The organism is Mesocryomonas lacus (assembly GCF_055730135.2).
The window spans coordinates 1-17210 of the sequence record NZ_JBUZWE020000020.1 but is presented as its reverse complement, the minus strand read 5'-3'; the positions used below and the strand labels follow the sequence as shown (position 1 = coordinate 17210).

At 63.5% G+C, this 17210-nt stretch carries 16 protein-coding genes; 4 read left to right on the top strand and 12 right to left on the bottom strand.

Going from position 1 to position 17210, the window contains the following annotated elements:
* Nucleotides 1-100: 100 nt before the first annotated feature.
* On the bottom strand, nt 101-1018 hold the full coding sequence (locus ACZLZY_RS23455; RefSeq protein WP_496253602.1) for a DeoR family transcriptional regulator: 918 nt from the start codon (nt 1016-1018) through the stop codon (nt 101-103).
* On the opposite strand from ACZLZY_RS23455, the gene ACZLZY_RS23450 reads away from it, so the two are divergent.
* Entirely contained in the window at nt 993-1787 is a 795-nt protein-coding gene (locus tag ACZLZY_RS23450; RefSeq protein WP_472935163.1) for a BtpA/SgcQ family protein, read from the top strand. The genes ACZLZY_RS23455 and ACZLZY_RS23450 overlap by 26 nt on opposite strands.
* A gap of 73 nt (nt 1788-1860) precedes the next feature.
* On the opposite strand, the gene ACZLZY_RS23445 is transcribed toward ACZLZY_RS23450, so the two are convergent.
* From ACZLZY_RS23445 to ACZLZY_RS23410, 8 genes are all read right to left on the bottom strand, one after another.
* Nucleotides 1861-3159 carry an allantoate amidohydrolase gene (locus ACZLZY_RS23445; RefSeq protein ID WP_472935164.1) on the bottom strand — a complete coding sequence of 433 codons (1299 nt, stop codon included), beginning with the start codon at nt 3157-3159 and terminating at the stop codon, nt 1861-1863.
* The gene (locus ACZLZY_RS23440) at nt 3156-4697 is read right to left on the bottom strand and encodes an amidohydrolase family protein (RefSeq protein WP_472935165.1); all 1542 of its coding nucleotides are present in this window, start codon (nt 4695-4697) and stop codon (nt 3156-3158) included. Before ACZLZY_RS23440 ends, ACZLZY_RS23445 begins: the two co-directional genes overlap by 4 nt.
* Complete coding sequence (locus ACZLZY_RS23435) at nt 4694-5536, bottom strand: carbon-nitrogen hydrolase family protein (RefSeq protein WP_472935166.1); 843 nt, start codon at nt 5534-5536, stop codon at nt 4694-4696. Before ACZLZY_RS23435 ends, ACZLZY_RS23440 begins: the two co-directional genes overlap by 4 nt.
* On the bottom strand, nt 5533-6327 hold the full coding sequence (locus ACZLZY_RS23430; protein WP_472935167.1) for an ABC transporter ATP-binding protein: 795 nt from the start codon (nt 6325-6327) through the stop codon (nt 5533-5535). The genes ACZLZY_RS23435 and ACZLZY_RS23430 overlap by 4 nt, the downstream gene beginning before the upstream one ends.
* A complete protein-coding gene (locus tag ACZLZY_RS23425) occupies nt 6324-7202 on the bottom strand; it encodes an ABC transporter permease (RefSeq protein ID WP_472935168.1) in 879 nt (292 codons plus the stop codon). Before ACZLZY_RS23425 ends, ACZLZY_RS23430 begins: the two co-directional genes overlap by 4 nt.
* A gap of 77 nt (nt 7203-7279) precedes the next feature.
* Nucleotides 7280-8329 (bottom strand): ABC transporter substrate-binding protein, encoded by a 1050-nt coding sequence (locus ACZLZY_RS23420; RefSeq protein WP_472935169.1) that lies wholly within the window; start codon nt 8327-8329, stop codon nt 7280-7282.
* 142 nt (nt 8330-8471) lie between these two features.
* Entirely contained in the window at nt 8472-9833 is a 1362-nt protein-coding gene (locus tag ACZLZY_RS23415; RefSeq protein ID WP_496253603.1) for an amidase family protein, read from the bottom strand.
* A complete protein-coding gene (locus tag ACZLZY_RS23410; protein ID WP_472935171.1) occupies nt 9826-10569 on the bottom strand; it encodes an aspartate/glutamate racemase family protein in 744 nt (247 codons plus the stop codon). The genes ACZLZY_RS23415 and ACZLZY_RS23410 overlap by 8 nt, the downstream gene beginning before the upstream one ends.
* A 352-nt stretch (nt 10570-10921) precedes the next feature.
* On the opposite strand from ACZLZY_RS23410, the gene ACZLZY_RS23405 reads away from it, so the two are divergent.
* The 3 genes from ACZLZY_RS23405 to ACZLZY_RS23395 are packed head-to-tail and all read left to right on the top strand — an operon-like array spanning nt 10922 to nt 12816.
* Nucleotides 10922-11749: a GntR family transcriptional regulator gene (locus tag ACZLZY_RS23405; protein ID WP_472935172.1), complete on the top strand. Its 828-nt coding sequence runs from the start codon at nt 10922-10924 to the stop codon at nt 11747-11749.
* The gene (locus tag ACZLZY_RS23400) at nt 11658-12074 is read left to right on the top strand and encodes a DUF3830 family protein (protein ID WP_472935173.1); all 417 of its coding nucleotides are present in this window, start codon (nt 11658-11660) and stop codon (nt 12072-12074) included. The genes ACZLZY_RS23405 and ACZLZY_RS23400 overlap by 92 nt, the downstream gene beginning before the upstream one ends.
* Nucleotides 12075-12123: 49 nt before the next feature.
* A complete protein-coding gene (locus ACZLZY_RS23395) occupies nt 12124-12816 on the top strand; it encodes an aspartate/glutamate racemase family protein (RefSeq protein WP_472935174.1) in 693 nt (230 codons plus the stop codon).
* An 86-nt stretch (nt 12817-12902) separates the two neighbouring features.
* Here the strand turns inward: ACZLZY_RS23395 and ACZLZY_RS23390 are convergent, their stop codons facing one another.
* The 3 genes from ACZLZY_RS23390 to ACZLZY_RS23380 all read right to left on the bottom strand — a co-directional run bounded on the left by ACZLZY_RS23390 (nt 12903) and on the right by ACZLZY_RS23380 (nt 16682).
* Nucleotides 12903-13616 carry a maleate cis-trans isomerase family protein gene (locus tag ACZLZY_RS23390; RefSeq protein WP_472935175.1) on the bottom strand — a complete coding sequence of 238 codons (714 nt, stop codon included), beginning with the start codon at nt 13614-13616 and terminating at the stop codon, nt 12903-12905.
* A gap of 456 nt (nt 13617-14072) precedes the next feature.
* On the bottom strand, nt 14073-14612 hold the full coding sequence (locus ACZLZY_RS23385) for a hypothetical protein (protein ID WP_472935176.1): 540 nt from the start codon (nt 14610-14612) through the stop codon (nt 14073-14075).
* 306 nt (nt 14613-14918) lie between these two features.
* Nucleotides 14919-16682, bottom strand: a complete 1764-nt coding sequence (locus ACZLZY_RS23380) for a sensor domain-containing phosphodiesterase (RefSeq protein ID WP_472935177.1) — start codon at nt 16680-16682, stop codon at nt 14919-14921.
* Nucleotides 16683-17210: the final 528 nt, after the last annotated feature.

Here is a 17210-nt window from a genome sequence, read left to right as displayed (position 1 = left end):
GAGCTCAGGTCGCACCAGTGTCGTTCTCGATGCCGAAGGCCACAAGGAAAATCTTCGAAAAATATGCTTTCGATAACTTGCGATCTGCCATCGAACGAAATCAGGCGATCGCAACTTCGAGCCCAGCCGACCGCAGCTCCCTGATCGTCTCGGCGGACGCCTGCTTGTCGGTGATCAGGAGATCCGCGTCGCTGAGTGCGGCGATCCGCGCGGTCGCAACATGCTTCAGCTTGGAATGATCGGCCAGGAAAATGACCCGGCTCGCCGCTTTGATCATCGCCTTCTTGATCTCGGCCTCCTGCCAGTTGCTGTTGGTGAAGCCCTTCTCCGTTTCCACCCCGGCGCAGCTCATGAAGGCGACGTCCGCGTTGATCTCGGCCAGCAGCAGCGCGCCGAAGGGGGAAACGAGCGAGTTGAGGCGTGGCCGCACCGTCCCGCCCGTGACGATGACCGTGACGCCGGGGTGCAAGGAGAGTTCGGTGGCGACGTTGAGCGCATTGGTCACCACCGCGACATCCGTCAGGTGGCGGGGAAAGGCCTTGGCGAGCGCGGCCATGGTCGATCCGGTGTCGATGATCACCGTCTCGCCATCGCGGATCATCGCTGCCGCCACCGCGGCGATGGCATTCTTCTCTGGGCCATGCAGCGAGGCGTTGAGGTCGATCGGGCGTTCGTAGCGGCTGGGCTGGACGGCGATCGCGCCGCCGCGAATGCGCCGGAGCACCTGCGCCTTCTCCAGATAGAGGAGATCGGCACGGGCGGTGACGGACGATACGCCGAGCGCTTCGCACAGCGCGGTCACGTCGACGCGCCCTTGCAAGGACAGTACGTCGATGATGTGCCGATGTCTTTCCGTCGCTTTCAATGATGGCATATAGAAAAATCCTCCGTCGACTTCTGCGCTCGAATCTGCCATCACGCTAGCGTAATTCCTGCGTCGACGCCCGAATTCCCTTTGTTTCGAAAGCCGCACCGGCGGCGGAGTGCCCGTCATGCGCCAGCCCTTGCCGCCCGTCATCGCCGCTCTGCAGTTCCCCCCGTTCCGGGGCGGCGAGCGGCTGTCGATGTCCTGGTACGAGGACTTTCTCCTGCAGAATGCGGAGGTCTTCGTCTCCGGCGGGATCAAGGCGATCAAGATCCAGGACGAGACGCGCGAAACCGGCCCGGCGACCGCTCAGACCATCGCCCGCATGTCGGCGCTCGGCCGGGTGTTCCGGCAGGCCTTTCCCGACATCGCTCTCGGCATCATCGTCCAGGCGCATGATGCGATCGCGCCGCTGGCGATCGCCGATGCGGTGGATGCCGATTTCGTGCGGTTGAAGGTGTTCGTCGGCGCTTCGCTGAACGCCGAGGGCCTTCGCCAGGCGCTGTCCGTCGAGGCGACCGATTATCGCAGCCGGCTCGGGCGGCACGACATCCGGATCCTCGCCGACGTGCACGACCGCACCAGCCATCCGCTGGCTCCCGTCGGCAATGAGACGGCCGCGCTCTGGGCCCAGAACATGGGTGCCGATGCGATCGTGGTCACCGGCGCCACCTTTGCCGACAGCCTGCAGCGCATCGGCCAGGCGCGTGCGTCCGGGGTGAAGCGTCCGATGATCATCGGCGGCAGCATCGACGCCTCGAACATTGCCGAAGCGCTCTCCCATGCCGACCACGTCGTCGTCAGTTCGTCGCTTCTGTGCAAGGACGCCGGCGAGAAGGACATGGTGCGATGGGAGCGTGAGGCCGTCCTGCGCCTGATGGCCTCAGTGCACCAGGCGCAGCACACGGACACTTCCCGGTAACCTCGCTTAGTTCGAGACCACCGGCGAGGGGGGGGGGAGGCATCCTCGGCTAAGTCGATCCTCCGCCCCTCTGTCAGGCACCTAGTGGCCCATCGTCTACAGAAAGCCCGGCGCCGCTGGCGATGGGACGGAAGTCGATCAGCGTATCGAATAGGACCGAGGTTGCCGTCTCGATATCTTCGGGGCTGACATGTTCCTCGGGCCGGTGGCTAAGGCCGTCCTTGCAGCGGACGAAGAGCATCGCAATCGGGCACAGTTCAGCAACGGCCAAGCCATCATGTCCGGCCCCGCTGGCGATCTCGATCGGCGGAATGTGCTGACGAACCATCGCGACGCGCAGCTGCGCCATGAGCCCGCGATCGCAGAAGGTCGTCTGCTCATCGTAGAGAACCTCGGTGCGCAGGGTCAGCCCGCGCCGTTCCGAGATCGCGGCGCATTGGCGGAGGATGTCGGCCAAGACGGCACGTCGCAACTCATCGTCCTCGGCCCGGAGGTCCAGGCTGAAACTGGATGCGCCGGGCACGACGTTTACGGCGCCGGGTGACGCCAAAACCGTGCCAACCGTCGCGAATACGGCTGACTGCGTCGCGATCGTCTCGATCGCCAGGATCATCTCGGCGGCCCCGCAGAGAGCGTCGCGACGTTCCTTCATCGGCAGGGTTCCAGCATGGCCGCTCTCGCCTTCCAGGTGCAGCAGGACGCGCATCGCGCCGCTGATGCCGCTCACCAGGCCGAGAGCCTGTCCCGCATCCTGCAACACGGTTCCCTGTTCGATATGAACCTCGATGTAGCCGAGGACATCGTTCGGTCGCCGGGCAATGTCCGGGATCTTCAGCGGGTCACATCCAAAGTCGGTCAGCGCCTGGCGGAGCGTTATTCCATCCGCGTCGCATCCCGCCAGAGAGGCCTCGTCGAAACCGCCGGAAACGGCCCGTGATCCGGCAAAGGTCGTCGGAAAGCGAACGCCTTCCTCGTCACCGAACGCCAGAACTTCAATGGCGAACGGCAAGCGCCGACCCTGCCGAAAGAGCAGGCCGACCGCCGCAATGGCGACGAGGACACCCAGCGTTCCGTCGAAACGACCCGCATTGCGGACCGTATCGATGTGAGAACCAAGAAGCAGCGCCGGCAGGCCCGGCTCACTCCCCTCGTAGCGGCCCGAAACGGTCCCGGCGTCGTCGATCTCGGCCGCCATGCCGGCTTCTCTCATCCATTCCCGGACGAGGTCTGCCGCCCGACGATGCGAGGGAGACAGAAACAGCCGCGTGAGCGTCGCTGTTTCGTCGGAGATGACTGCGAGCGCCGCGATCCGGTCGAGGAGAGCGCGCGTGCTCTCCCCGATGGCGGCGTTTGGCCCGGGCCAGACGCTCATCGCGAGGACGACGGCGCGTAGAAGGGCGTGCGCGTCTCCCCGTCGAGGTAGTCTTTGTAGAAGGCCTTGACGTGCGGAAACACGTCGATCCCCATCTGCCTTTGGGCAACTTCCTCCGCAGTGCGGTCGGCGGAGTAGTGCCGCGCGATCTGTTCCATGACGGCATCGCGGTCGACATGGGTGAAGCGGCCATTCTCGAAGATGGTCTCCCCGTCGACGATCACGGCGTCCACGGCGTTCTGCTTGGCCCGCTGCATGACCGCGTCGAGCATGGGCACGTCCGGATCCTGGAACGGGTAGGTCGCGGTCTTCCAGTTGATGAGGACGGCATCCATGCGCCGGCCGGCGTCGAGACGCCCAATCTCGCGCCCGAAGGCCGTCGTGTTGGCGCCGCCTTCGGTCGCCATGCGGAGCACCTGCGGGCAGCTCGGCACGTCCTCCTCGTCCATGCCCGGCACGCGATGCGCCCGCAGGACCAGGCGCATCTCCTGGAGCATGTCGCGATCCTCGTTGATGCCGGCCTCGTCGAGCCCGATACCGACGTTCAGCCCGTTCTTTGCAAAGGCGTTGAGGGGCGCGACGCCCGAGCGTAGACGGAAGTTGGACGAGCAGTTGTGGCAGATGCACGTGCCGGTATCGGCCGCGATCTCGATGTCCTCCTGATTCAGCCAAACCCCATGGCCAAGGGTCATGCGGGGGGAAAGAACGCCGAGGTCATGTAGGTGGCGCACGGCGGTCTTGCCGCTCCGGCGCCTGGCGTATTCCTTCTGATAGGCGGTCTCCAGGAGATGCATGTGCATCGGGACGCCATGTCGTGCGGAACGGGCGTTCATTTCGACGAGGCTTTCGTCAGTGACCCAGTGGAGATTGGCCGGGGCGAGCTGGATGCGCGTGAGCGTCTGTCCGGCATTCTCGGCCGTCAGCTGGTCGAACAGCTGCATGTACTCGCGGAAGGAGAGAACCTGAGAGCCGAGATAGGCGGCCACCTGGCCCGCCAGCGGTTGCGGCAGCCGCGCGCAGAAATCCTCGTCCGCCTCGTAGACGAGACGATTCTGCTCGCGGACGGCATACGAATAGGACGAGCGCATGCCGATCTTGCGATAGGCATCGAGCACCTTCGACGCACCGCTGTAGATCTCGTCGTAACCGCCGGTCATCCATCCGTGGATATGGGCGACGGTGGTTATGCCCGACGCGATCATTTCGAAGGCCGAGTAAAGGGTGTCGAGGTAGAGATCGAGCTTCCGGCCTGGGATACGGCTGGCGAACCAGAGCTCCAGCGCGTAGTCCGGCGAGCCGAGCTGCAACGGCGTCATGCCGACGTGATGATGGGCGTTGACGAACCCCGGCAGCATGACGTGGTCGCCATACGTCTTTTCCGCGGCACCAGGCGATAGGCGACGCATCTCATCCAGGGAACCGACGGCGACGATGCCGCCGTCGCGCGAAAGAACGGCACCATTCTCGACGATTGACGGTGTGTTGCGGTCCTCGATGCCGGTGACGATCCAGCGTGCGCTCGTGATCAAGTCGCTCATGCGAATGTTCTTTCATGGGCCCGGTCATCCAGGCGCAGTTTTCGGTGGGTGGGATTGTTGGCGCGCGCGCGCTCGAGCAGCGCGGGCGCGATCTCAAGAAGGACGTCGTGTTCGCCAGCCGGCAGCAGGGCTCCGTCCGGATCTGCCGCCAGCGTTGCGCCATCATGGCGGTGTCGCCGGCCAGTTACCGTTTCGCAACCGAAGCGGGAGGATGCGAGGGCATAGACGGCGTTCGCCCGGGCATGCGTCCGGATCTCGGCCTCGAACAGCCCGGCGGGATCGCTGGCTGGTCCACCAACGAGGACGAGCACCACATCGGCCCCTTGGCGACCGGCCGCCCGCCAGCATTCCGGAAAGCGTCGATCGTAGCAAACGAGGGCGCTGAACCGGGTGCCTCGAAACTCGAACGAGCAGATCTCGGCCGGACCCGCGGCAAAATGATCCTCCTCACCGAATGCCTCACCCCCTCGTGGCGCAAGATGCACCTTGCGTTGGACTAGGCGAGGAGCCTCTCCGGGGACAGCAAGGATCACCGCGTTTGACGTCGTGACTCCATCTGGCGCCAGCAGCGCCATGCCGAACACGATGGCTGACCCTGTCTCGGTTGAGACGCGTCTGGCCCAGCGGCAGGTCGAGCCCTTGAGGTCCTCGACGACATGCTGCCAGTGAACCGGATTGTCGCCTGCAAAGAAGGGCGCGCCAAAGAGCTCGGGAAGCAGGACGAGCGCGGCACCGCGCGACGCCAGGGATTTTATTCCCCCTTCCGCCTCCCGGCATAGGTCGCTGTCTTCGGTGAACGGACCGATGCCGAGCGCTCCCACGCGCAAGACCGAGCTCAATGTCGGCCGCCTTCCTGTTCGGCAAAGGCGCGGTCGACTTCGTCGGCCAGAAGCTCGGTGAAGAGATCGCGGTATTCGTGGAAGCGGGGATCTCTTGCCGGCCGCGGCCGCTCCATCTCGATCTTCACGATCGCCTTGACCTTTCCCGGACGCGCCGTGAACACCACGACCCGGTCGGCGAGTGCGATCGCCTCGTCGATCGAGTGCGTGACGAGGATGATCGAGGCGCGACTTTCCCTCCACAGCGTCAGGAGAAAGTCCTGCATCTTGGTGCGGGTCTGCACGTCGAGCGCGGCGAAAGGTTCATCCATCATCAGGACCTTCGGGCGCATCGCGAGCGCTCGTGCGCATGCCGCCCGCTGGCGCATGCCGCCGGACAGCTCGTCCGGCTTCTTGTCGCCCATGTCGGCAAGACCCACCGAATGCAGGAGCTGCTCGGCGATCCGCCTGCGCTCCGGCAGCGAGACGCCACGGATCGACAGGCCGAAAGCCACGTTCTCGGCGATCGTCAGCCACGGGAAGAGCGACGCGTCCTGGAAGATCAGGCCCCGGTCCGAGGAAGGGCCTTCGATCGGCAGCCCATCATCCAGAATGACGCCGCCGCTGACTTCTTCGAGCCCCGCCATCATGTAAAGAAGCGTGGACTTGCCGCAGCCGGAAGGGCCGAGGAAGACCACGAACTCCTCGGCGGCGATGTCGAGATCAAAGTCGGCGAGTGCCCGGACGGGCTCGCGTCCCTCGCTCTGCCAGACCTTCGAGACAGATTTGAGCGACAGGGAAGGGACCTTCATCGGCCACCTCCCGCGCCGCCGGTCGTCCACCAGAGAGTCCGGCGCTGCACCTGCCGGAGGGTCCAGTCGAAGCTGAAGCCGAGGACACCGATGAGCGCCATGGTGAAGAAGGTCAGCTGCGCGTTAAAGGTCGACCGGGCAACGGAGGTGATCTGTCCGAGCCCCGACCCGACACCCACGGCCTCTGCGATCAGCACCACCATCCACGCAGCAAAGAGGTTCAGGCGCAGCGTCATGAAGAGCCCGGGAAGGATTGCCGGGAAGACCACGCGCCAGAACATCTGGTGCCCGTTCGCGCCCATTATGCGCCCGACGTTCAGGTAGGATTTGTTGACTCCTTCGAGCTGCGTGGCCGTCGACAGGACGATGGCGAAGAAGATCGTGATGAACACCAGGAAGATCGCCGGGGTGTTGCCGATTCCGAAGAGAAAAATGGCGACCGGCAGCCAGGCGACCGGCGATATCGGCGTGAGGAGAAGCAGGGTCGGCATCAGGATGTTGCGCGCGAACTTCACATAATGGACGAGCGCACCCACCGCGACGCCGGCGACGAAGCCGATGGCAAGGCCAACCGTGACCCGCAATGTCGTGAACAGCGTCGTCATGAGGAGTCCGACGAACCCGCTGCTCGATGCGTTCGCGCCGATGCGGTTGGCGTTGCTGAAGTAAGAAAGGGTCCTGTCCAGATTGCTGAGAAACAGATGGGGCGGGGGCAGCAGCAGCGGATTGGCCCAGCCGACGGCCCAGGCCAGTTCCCAAAGGCCGGCGAAAAGGCCGACCGACAGTATCGTCCAGCCGGCCGAAACGACGAAGGCGGGAGCGCCCCGGGTACGCGCTTCGCCGCTGCGAGCGGTGGCGGATGGAAGGGCGATCATGACAAGGCCTTTCGCTCGAGGAGAATGAGGGCACCCGGCCGCGAAAGCCGGATGCAGGAGACGAGGGCGATGCTGGTTCAGGCGGACTTGCGCTTCAGCGACGCATAGAGATCCGCGTTTTCGGAAATCGCCGCTTCCAGGAAGCTCCAGTCGAAGGCAGCCTTGTCCGGCAATTTTTGGACGTAGCCGAGTTCCTTCATCGAAGTGCCGCGGTCGATGATGAACTGGGTCTGGTTGCGCTGATCCACGACGATGGGCTGCTTCGAAGACGCGTCGCGGGCAGCTTCCATGGTCGTCTTGTAGTATTTGCCGACGGTATCGCGCAGCGCGGCCTCAATATCGGCCTCCGCCTGCGACTGTGCCTGCATCAGCGATTTGATTACCGCCTTCACGGCTGCCGGATTGCTTTCCAGAAGTGGCGTTCGGGCAGCCAGCACGCAATCCGAATAACCAGGTCCATAGATGTCGGTGCCGTCCGAAAGGATAGTCGCCCCGGGGCGGCCCTGCACGCACTGGGTGGCGTAGGGTTCGATGTGGCAGATCGCGTCGATCGCGCCGGCCATGAAGGCCTGTGCCAATTCTGGCGAGGTGTTCATGTAGCGCACATCGACGTCGGCAAAGGACATGCCGGCGGCCTTGAGGTAGTCGTAGGGGAGGACTTCCAGCGTATCGGCCTGGAAGGTGCCGAAGGTCAGGCCGCGCAGGTCCTGCGCAGATTTGATCCCCTCGCGCGCCACGATGATGCAGCCCTGCACGCCGCCGCCGGCAACGATCTTCACCGGCGCACCCGCGTCGTAGAGCGTCATGAAGTTGGAGTAGGGGATCATCGACATGTCGACGAGGCCGGCGCCGAACATAGTAGTGATCTCGGCATTCGACGGCGTGACGACAAATTCGAGTTCGACGCCTTCCGCAGCCGCGAGACCGCGCTCCTTGGCGAGGAAGATACCCATGTTGCAGAAGCCGGTGCCATGGGTGGCCTGGATGGTCGTCTCGGCCGCATGTGCCTGGCCGACGAGTCCGGCGAGGTGAGCCGGCAAAGCGAGTGTCGCCGCGCCGATCGCCGTCGTCTTCAGGAAGTTCCGGCGTGAGAAATTCGCATGGAAGTGGCCATTACGTTCGCACATGATCGTCTCCAATCTTGGATGGTGGCGGCCGACAGGGTTCTCTCGGACCGTACTCGCGACGGGCACGCCAACCCGGAAAAGCATCGCTGCTCTGCGCTTCGTCATCCGTGGTCGCCGACGCGCGGCGCCCGCTCGCTCTCCATCAGTTCATCGCGTCCCCTTCTCCTTGAAGAGAGGCAATGGCCTGCTCGATGTGGCGGGCGAGATCGAGCAGGGCGAAATCGCCGTGCCGGGCCCCGCACAGTTGGATTCCGGCGGGAAGGCCAGCGGCCCCGGTGCCAACCGGCAACGACATAGCCGGGTGGCCCCCGTGGTTGAGGAAGGGCGTGAAAACCGCATGGGCCCGCGGACCGACGGTTTTTCCGGCGATCTCAGTCGGGCCCAGCTGGTCCAGGGGCCATGGGAAGCAGGGCACCGTCGGTGTCAGCAGCGCGTCGGAACCGGCAAGGGCGGCGTCCAAAGCGGCGCGGATATCAGCCGAGAGGCGAAGGGCACGCGAGACGGAGCGGGCATTGAGGCGAAGACCCGCTTCGATCTGGACGCCAATGTCGGGGTCGAACAGGTCGGGAGATCGTTCGAAAGCCTCGCCGTAGAGGTCGGCTAGCATGGCGTGCTGCAACGGCATCAGCGCTGCCGGCTCCGCCCCCTCTGGCCAGATCGGATCCCGGCGCTCGATGGCAAAGCCTGCTTTGCAAAGGAGCTCGATTGCCGCCTCGAGCAATGCCGCGATCTCAAGATCGACAGGCACGTCCATACCGAAACAGGGACTGAAGATAAGTACCGGCCGGGCAGGCGCGGCTTCGCCGGGACGCGCCACGCGTCCCGCCATGGTCTCGAACAGCATGCGCGCGTCGACAACGCTTTCCGCCATGGGGCTCAGACAGTCGAGACCGATATCCAGCGTCAAGAATCCCGGGCCGTTGGGCACGGCTCCAACGCTCGGCTTTAATCCCACGCAGCCGACATGAGCGGCCGGTCGCCGGGCCGAGCCGCCGGCATCGGTTCCGAGGGCAGCCGGGACGAGCCCCGCGGCGACCGCACTCGCACAGCCGCCCGACGACCCGCCGGGGGTTAGGCCGGGGTCGCGAGGATGGCGCGTCGCGCCATGCAGCGGATTTTGAGTAACGCCCTTGCAGCCGAACTCGGAACTGTTCGCCATGCCGATGACGACGGCACCGGCCCTCTTCAGCCGCGCGACAGCGGTCGCGTCGCGCGGGGCGACAAAATCTGCGAAGAGGCGTGAGCCCTGTGTCACACGCCGACCCTCGACCCAGACAAGATCCTTTATCGCGATCGGAACCCCGGCAAGCGGCAGCACGTCGCCGTCAGCAATCCGCCGGTCCACGGCGTCCGCCTCCTGACGGCTGATCGCATGGTCGATCGAGACGATCGCGTTCAGTCCGCGCGCGGCTTCAATGCGGGTGAACGCGGCCTCGCATTCTGCGCGCGCGCTCGAGCGACCAGAACGGACGCTGCTGGCGATCCGGGCGACGCTCTCAACCATTCGCATGCGCCATCCGTGCTGCCAGGGCGGCGGGAAGGCCTTGGGAAAATTTTGGAGCGGGCCGACGAGGTGGATTGCCTTTCACCATGGAAAGACGAGCTAGCGTCTCGGCCTGTGCGATACCCGCCGCCACCTGTTCGACCAGAGGAACCGAGACCCTGTGGGCGATCCGCTGGGCAAGACCGGCAAGCGGAGCCCCGGCGAGAATGACCACATCGGCGCCGTCCTCGGCCACCGTCGCATCGCACAGCCCGGCAAGCGCCTCGCTTTTCTGGTCGGCGACGTCGGTGACGGGGCCAAAGCTCTCCGTTAGAGAGCGGATCGCGGCAAGCCGTGAGGACAGGCCGTATTGGCGGACGCAATCGCGGTACCATTGGGCGAGCGCTGGCGCGAAGGTTACGATGGAAAAGCGCTCCCCAAGCATCGAGGCGGTGTGCATGGCCGCCTCTGCCATGCCGACCACTGGAATATCGAAGAGTTCGCGCGCCGCCAGCAGGCCCGGATCGCCGAAGGCTGCGATGACAGCCGCATCGTAACCCTGCGCGTGCTCGGCCAGCATTTCGAGCACCACGGCGCCCGCGACCTGCGCTTCCGCCCGGCACGAGATATAGGAAACGCCGCGCGGCGCGGTCAGCGCCGTGATCACGGTGCCGGGCAGGGCCGAAGTTTCCGCCACCACGCGAAGCCGGTCAGTGATCGTTTCCGAGACGTTGGGATTGATCAGGAGGATGCGCATGCGGTCGGCCTGGCTTTCAGTGCGCCGGCCGGCAAATGCCAGCCCTCTTAGATCGCTTAAGGAAGAAGCCTGCCGCAACGCATGGCGCTTTGATTGGCGCGCGGCGGTTCGCGAAGGCAGCACGGACGGAGAGCGCCATGGACTTTTCCCTGTGTTCAAGGGGCATGGTGCAATCTGTGTGCCAAACGCCAAAAACCGGCAGTCCGCCAGTTGCAGCGTCTCTCCGCTGCAAAGCGCCCGAAGATTGTGCATAAAAACCTGAAATTGTGCACAAAATTTTCGCGGCTCGGCGCTGGAAAGTTCCCACCTGTCTGATTTATGGTTGGGAGGGATCGGAGACGCACGAGCGACTATGGATGACACAGACGTTCACGCCATCCTGACGCGTGTGCTTGCCTCCGGCATCGCGGAGCCCGGCACAAAGCTCGGCGAGCGACAACTGTCAGAACTGTTCGGCATTTCGCGCGACCGTATGCGGCGCATCCTTCACCGCCTTGGCCACGAGCGAAAACTGGAACTCGTTCCAAATCGCGGTGCGCGCACGATCGATCCGGGACTTGCCGATGCGCGCGTCGTCTACGGGGCGCGACGGGTTCTGGAGGGCGGCATAGCGCTATCTGTCACGCGAGGCCTCACACGTAGCGAACTGGATACCCTCTGCGACCAGCAAGAGCGGGAGCGGGAAGCCATCGCCCGGGACGACACGGATACGGCGCTCGTGCTCGGCGGCGCTCTGCACATACGGCTTGCGGAGCATACCGGAAACGCGCTGATCGTCGGCATGCTTCGCTCGATGGTGGATCGGACGTCGACCCTTCTGTCCTTCTTCGGTCCCCATGATGGGCCCGCCTGCAGCTGCCGCGAGCACGGCACGATCATCGCCGCCTTGCTGACTCGTGATCCCCTAGAAGTGCGCGACGCGATGTGCGCGCATCTGTCTTTGGTGGAAACACGGCTACACATGCGTCCTCGCTGCGAGGCGGTGGACATCGACTCGTTGATCCGCGGCGAGCTCGAGCGACAAGACGCAGAAACGGGACTGTGCCCCGCTATCGGGCAGCCCATGCCTTCCAAAGAAAAGGACAGTCATGACCGAGTTCGTCATCGAGATCGACGGGGAAGCCTTCCCCGCAATTCTGGAAACCGCCCGGGCCCCGAGGACGGTGGCGGCCTTCCTTAAGGTCCTGCCCTACTCAGAGCGGATCATCCATGTGCGGTGGAGCGGCGAGGCCTGCTGGATACCGCTCGGCAGCATGGATTTCGGTGTCGGGTACGAGAACGCCACCAGCCATCCGGCGCCAGGGGAGGTGATCCTCTATCCCGGTGGTGTGTCGGAAACCGAAATCCTTCTGGCGTACGGCCCGACGTCCTTTGCCTCCAAGGCCGGTCCGCTTGCAGGAAATCATTTCATGTCCATTACCGGGAAACTCGATCGGTTGGCTGAACTCGGGCGCGACACCCTTTGGTCTGGCGCAAAGCCAGTCTTGTTTCGAAAGGGTCCGTAGCCGACGGAGGGCCGCGTTGGTCGATCGACCGCGCGGCGTGGATGCGAGCTTGCCCTTGATCTCCTGCCCCACGCCCATCCGGCTTGTGCTCGTCAACCCGAACACTGATCCGGTCGTCACCGCGACGATGCTATCAATTGCACGCAGCCAGCTTCCGGCTCATGTCTCGCTCAACGGCGTGACCGCGCCTTTCGGCAGCCGCCTGATTGTAAACGCGGAAGGCCTGTCGGTGGCCTCTCGGGCCGTGGCATCGCTGGCTTCGAGCCTTGCGGACAGGGCGTGCGATGGCGTCGTGGTATCTGCCTTTGGTGATCCTGGTCTTGAGGAGCTGCGCTCTGTTCTCGGCTGCCCGGTGACGGGCCTCGCCGAGGCCTCCATGGCCCGTGCGGCCGAGAACGGCCGGCGTTTCTGCGTTGTCACGACGACGCCCGCTCTTGCCGAAACAATTGCCGCAGCCGCTTGGCGCTACGGGCACGGGACGAATTTCGTTGGCACCTTCTGTACGCCGGGTAATCCGGCGAACCTGATGCGCGACCCCGTACATCTTGAGCATCAGCTCTTTCAAACCTGTGAAACCGTCCTTGCTCGCCATCGCGTCGAGGCGATCGTTATCGGCGGCGGCCCACTCGCCGCTGCGGCACGCGCCCTAGCCAAACGCTTGCCCGTGCTACTGGTCGAGCCAATTCCCGAGGCTATGATGCTGGCCATTGCGCGTTGCGAAAATCGATCTCGACAGGGCTAAAGCTTTGGCCACGGGCGGACGGCGTGCCTCGGCACGCAAGATCTAGGTCGTGAGTGCCTTGACGGTCGCACGCCGGTCCGGTTGCCTTATAATTTGAAGAGCGATCCCCAGCCGGTGACTCGCCTGGCATTCACGCCGGCGACCGACAGCGATTTCCAGACGCTAGTAGACACGCTGTCGTAGAGCGGGATCCCGTGGCCCGCTTCCAATTTCTCGGCGAGATGGGCGGCCCTCAGATTGGTGCAGAAGGTGGTGATGGCCGCCGGCCGGCTTGCCGCAACCTCCCCGACCAGTCTCTCGATATCGGAAGACGTAACGGTCGCGAAGTCGAAGTTGCGCGAAATGCCGATATGCCGCTCTGCGCGGCATTCGAACCCGGCACGTGCATAGTTCTCGACGATCTTCTCCTGGACGTCTTCGGTATAGGGCGTGACGAGGCCGAAGTTAATGATCCCGGCCTTTACCATCGCCTCGTTCAGCCCCAGAACGGACGTGACGAAGGGAATGCCGGTCTCCGCAGTCACCGCTTCGGCAAGGCCCCTGTCGGTGTCGAAGCCGAGCCAGCCGGAAGAAGTCCCGTTCCAGCAGATGACGTCGACCAGCGCGTCCGCCAGCATTTTGGATGCATCGACGACGGGCTGCACGTTGAACTGCTCGAGCCCAGAGGGCGACAGGTCGATGCGGGTGACGGGGAGACGGCTGAAATGCGCGGAGACGTCAGGAAGACCCGCTAGCATCGACTGGACCAGTGGCTCCAGCGCCGTGTTGGAGGAGGGAACGAGAACTCCGATCCGCGCCATGCCTGCTGTCCCTATGTCTGCGACATGCCTACCGTGCGTAGTTTAAACGATTGCGTGTGGGGCTTCCGATGCGTGCCAATATCCGACGCTGACACTGCTCTGCTGCGGGAAGAAAGACAGGGCAACGGCGGCGGCGGCGAGAGAAGGATGGCGGTACACGGGCTCCGAACTTCTTGAACGGTCGATTGCGAAGAGGTTGGCTCAGGACCAGCCTTCCGGAAGCCTAGCAGGTTCCGGGCCAATTTCGGTCGTGTCCGTACCCGCCGCAAGCCGGGCCACGCGACGCGGCGCTCCCACGCGTAATCCAGCCACGACCCGCGCCTTCGCGATCGCCGGTGCGACCCCATCGAGGACGAGGATCGGCGAACGGCTGCAAAGACGGTGTGCGATGACGGCAACCGCCGCGCCAGAGACAACCGCGACGTCGATCCCGCGATGGTCAAGCCTTTGCACCGCTTACCCAATGCGCTGATCAGTCGCCGAGCGTTCGAGATAGTCGGCTGCTGCCGTCACATCGACGGTCTCGATGCCGCCGAGCCACCGGTAAGGCCGATCCGCGCGATCAAAAATTTCGTAGAGCGGAAGGCTTACCCCGACGTGAACGATCAGGCCGAACCGGCACTTCAGAAGGCAGGCGGTATGGACCGCCGTTTCCGTCATGCCGATGACTGGGAGCAGCAGAAGTGTCCGGGCGGGAAATGCGCCGGTGTCGTAGGAGATGGCGAGGATCGCGGCATCGAAGCCTGTATGTTGTGGTGTGAGTAGATCGAGGGCGGAACAGGCAGCCAGATGTTCTAGCCTTCCATCGACACGAAGGATGCGCAGAAATTTTCGGTGACTGCCTCGTTGGTGACGGAAGCAGCGAGGCCTTTTCGAGCCTCCGCCCTTTATCGCGATGGCGCACGTTTGGGCAGGGCCGCTTATTGGAAAGGGTTTCCGCTTTGCGCCCGCCCCGGCCATTCGAAGTCCTTCTTGCTTCTCCTCAAAAGCGGACATTAAATGATTGGGCGGCTCTAGCCACGATGCAAACGACTTCAGATCAGCTGCTCGACGATGCCAACCAGTTGACATATCTGGCAAGGCAACGAATGAACGAAAACCTGTCAGAGTGGCCTGAAGTATTCTCACGCGCCAAGGAACCCGCACTTCCTCAGCATATGCTGACGTGCACCACTTCAGCGGCGTCTCGGAATTTGTCGCGACCATATTCGTCGGAGTTTTAGGGAAGTCTTTGGGGATGGCAATGCGGGCCGTGTGTTCGGTCCGAGTGTTTAAGTCGGCCGGAGATCAACGCCAAGAACCTTAGCCCACCGCAATTAATTCCTGCCGCTCGCCGAGCCATTCGACGAATGCCTCGGGCAGCATCGGCCTACCAAAATAGTAGCCCTGTCCCTCGTCGCAACCGGCTCTGACGAGCAGATCGCTGGTAGCCTTGTCCTCGATGCCTTCGGCGACGACGCGGTATCCAAGGTCGTGACACAGCGTGATCATCGCCCGGACGAGCGTTAGCGCCTTCTCGTCCTTCGCGATGTTCAAGAGGAAGGACCGGTCGATCTTCACGACGTCCACCGGCAGCTTCTGGAGATACGAAAGGCTGCTGTAGCCCGTTCCGAAATCGTCGATGGCGAGTGTCATGCCCATGGACGAGATGGCCCCGAGTTTGTCGAGACCCTTGCCCCCCTCGCGCATGACGGCTCCTTCGGTGAGCTCGAGCTCTATCCGATGCGACGGAATCCCGTGACCTGACAGCTTCGCTTCGAGCATGGGCAGGAATTCCGGGTCTTCGAGATTGCTCGGCGAGATGTTGACCGACATTCGAACCGTGGTCTTCGTGCGTTGCCATTCGGCCATCTGCGCGAGACTGGCATCGACGACCCACGACGTTAGCGTCCGGATGTCGCCGGTGGATTCGACGATGGGGACGAACTCCGCCGGCGAGATGGCCCCGGCTTCGGGGTGTGTCCAACGGACAAGGGCCTCGATGCCCTTGCATTCGCCGCTCCAGAGGTCGACCCGCGGCTGGTAGACCAGATGCAGCTGTCCGAGTGCTATCGCCGACTTGAATTCACTCAGGATCCAGTAGCGGCGGGTGTCAGCCTGGTCCACGTCCCTGGAATAGAAATTGACTGTCTCGCCTGCGATACGTGCACCCTGGGACGCGACATGTGCGGTTCGAAGAACCTCACGGGGCTCGATTTCGCCAAGGCGGAACTCGGTTACGCCAATACGGGGACTGAGCAGAAACCCAGATCTCAGTGTACGATGCTGCGCTTGTGTCCTGCTCCGAAGCAATGTCGCATATCCCGCCTTCTCCACGCCGATCGGCGCCATGAACGCAAACTGCGTCGATCCCACGTGGTAGAGCGGACGATGCGGGCCGATGATGGCTTGTATCGTCGCCGCGGCGGCCTGTACGACTTCGTCGAAGTAGCTTGTCCCCATCACGCGGGCCGCCTGATCCATTTCCAAACTGCTCGCGATCTCCACCAGTACGACCATCCGGGTAGTTCCCGGCTGATCGAGTGCCTGGTCCGCCAGGTCGTCGAGGAATTGATTGCGGTTCGGCATGCCGCTGATCGCGTCGACGCGGCCGACCGCATGCAGCATCTCGGCCTGCGCCATCACGATCTCCGCGAGGTCTTGGAGAGCACCGATTTCCTGTTCGGATGCAGTCCGAGGCTCGTTGCCGAGGACGCAGAGAGAACCGATGCCATGTCCTTGCGGCGTCACCAGCGGCGCGCCGGCATAGAAGCGGATACCAGTCCGGGCGAAGGCGCCGCCGCGATACGCCTCGCTCTCCAGAAGATCCTCGACGACGATCACGGTCCCGGTCCGGACGACGTCGGCACACGGCGCAGCCCTTCTCGGAACCGACTCCGCGGTGACACCGACCCGAGACTTGAACCACTGCCGGTCCGCATCTGTGAGTGAGATTAGAGACATCGGCAGACCGAAGATCTGCGCAGCGAGGCGAGTGACGCGGTCGAAGCCTCGGCTCGGCATCGTATCGAGCAGATCGAGCTGCCGCAGCGCATCGAGGCGCGAGCTTTCCGTCGATGAAGACATGGATGTTCCTTTCGACGTGGGGCCCATGATGACGATGCCTTGCATGCTTGTCGACTAGATGTTGTAAGTCTGTCGTCGAGAGCTGACGGCCGTCCGCTCGGCGGACACCGGCGACAACATTATCTCATTGCCGTCAACGTCAGTAGTCGCGCCGGATGTCGGTCATGAGCTTCGATGAAGAAGGAGCGACCGATTTTGAGCTTTGGGCTGCCTGCCGAGTGGTCGACGATCGTTCGCAGAGAAATCGGCACACGGACGCCCTAACCTGGGACGGGGCTTTATTGCGTTTCTGGATGCCTGATAGAAATCCTTAAGTGACACGACTCACTCCAGAAGCGAGAGCCCTCGTACGTCAACAGTATGGATCGGAGAGCACAACTCCGTTACTCGTTACTCCGATGTCTTAAGTGTGAGCTGGGGTAATTCTGTATGAACGACGAAATCAGCTCGGCTGCGGAAGGCCGCTTCGAGCTTCTCGTCGACTCGGTCACGGACTACGCGATCTACATGCTCGATCCGACGGGGATT

What these genes read in the sequence shown, in the direction of transcription:
- ACZLZY_RS23450 (WP_472935163.1), top strand. Translation starts at nt 993, where the DNA reads ATGCGCCAGCCCTTGCCGCCCGTCATCGCCGCTCTGCAGTTCCCCCCG.
- ACZLZY_RS23455 (WP_496253602.1), bottom strand. Translation starts at nt 1,018, where the DNA reads ATGACGGGCGGCAAGGGCTGGCGCATGACGGGCACTCCGCCGCCGGTG.
- ACZLZY_RS23445 (WP_472935164.1), bottom strand. Translation starts at nt 3,159, where the DNA reads ATGAGCGTCTGGCCCGGGCCAAACGCCGCCATCGGGGAGAGCACGCGC.
- ACZLZY_RS23440 (WP_472935165.1), bottom strand. Translation starts at nt 4,697, where the DNA reads ATGAGCGACTTGATCACGAGCGCACGCTGGATCGTCACCGGCATCGAG.
- ACZLZY_RS23430 (WP_472935167.1), bottom strand. Translation starts at nt 6,327, where the DNA reads ATGAAGGTCCCTTCCCTGTCGCTCAAATCTGTCTCGAAGGTCTGGCAG.
- ACZLZY_RS23425 (WP_472935168.1), bottom strand. Translation starts at nt 7,202, where the DNA reads ATGATCGCCCTTCCATCCGCCACCGCTCGCAGCGGCGAAGCGCGTACC.
- ACZLZY_RS23420 (WP_472935169.1), bottom strand. Translation starts at nt 8,329, where the DNA reads ATGTGCGAACGTAATGGCCACTTCCATGCGAATTTCTCACGCCGGAAC.
- ACZLZY_RS23415 (WP_496253603.1), bottom strand. Translation starts at nt 9,833, where the DNA reads ATGGTTGAGAGCGTCGCCCGGATCGCCAGCAGCGTCCGTTCTGGTCGC.
- ACZLZY_RS23410 (WP_472935171.1), bottom strand. Translation starts at nt 10,569, where the DNA reads ATGCGCATCCTCCTGATCAATCCCAACGTCTCGGAAACGATCACTGAC.
- ACZLZY_RS23405 (WP_472935172.1), top strand. Translation starts at nt 10,922, where the DNA reads ATGGATGACACAGACGTTCACGCCATCCTGACGCGTGTGCTTGCCTCC.
- ACZLZY_RS23400 (WP_472935173.1), top strand. Translation starts at nt 11,658, where the DNA reads ATGACCGAGTTCGTCATCGAGATCGACGGGGAAGCCTTCCCCGCAATT.
- ACZLZY_RS23390 (WP_472935175.1), bottom strand. Translation starts at nt 13,616, where the DNA reads ATGGCGCGGATCGGAGTTCTCGTTCCCTCCTCCAACACGGCGCTGGAG.
- ACZLZY_RS23385 (WP_472935176.1), bottom strand. Translation starts at nt 14,612, where the DNA reads ATGTCCGCTTTTGAGGAGAAGCAAGAAGGACTTCGAATGGCCGGGGCG.
- ACZLZY_RS23380 (WP_472935177.1), bottom strand. Translation starts at nt 16,682, where the DNA reads ATGTCTTCATCGACGGAAAGCTCGCGCCTCGATGCGCTGCGGCAGCTC.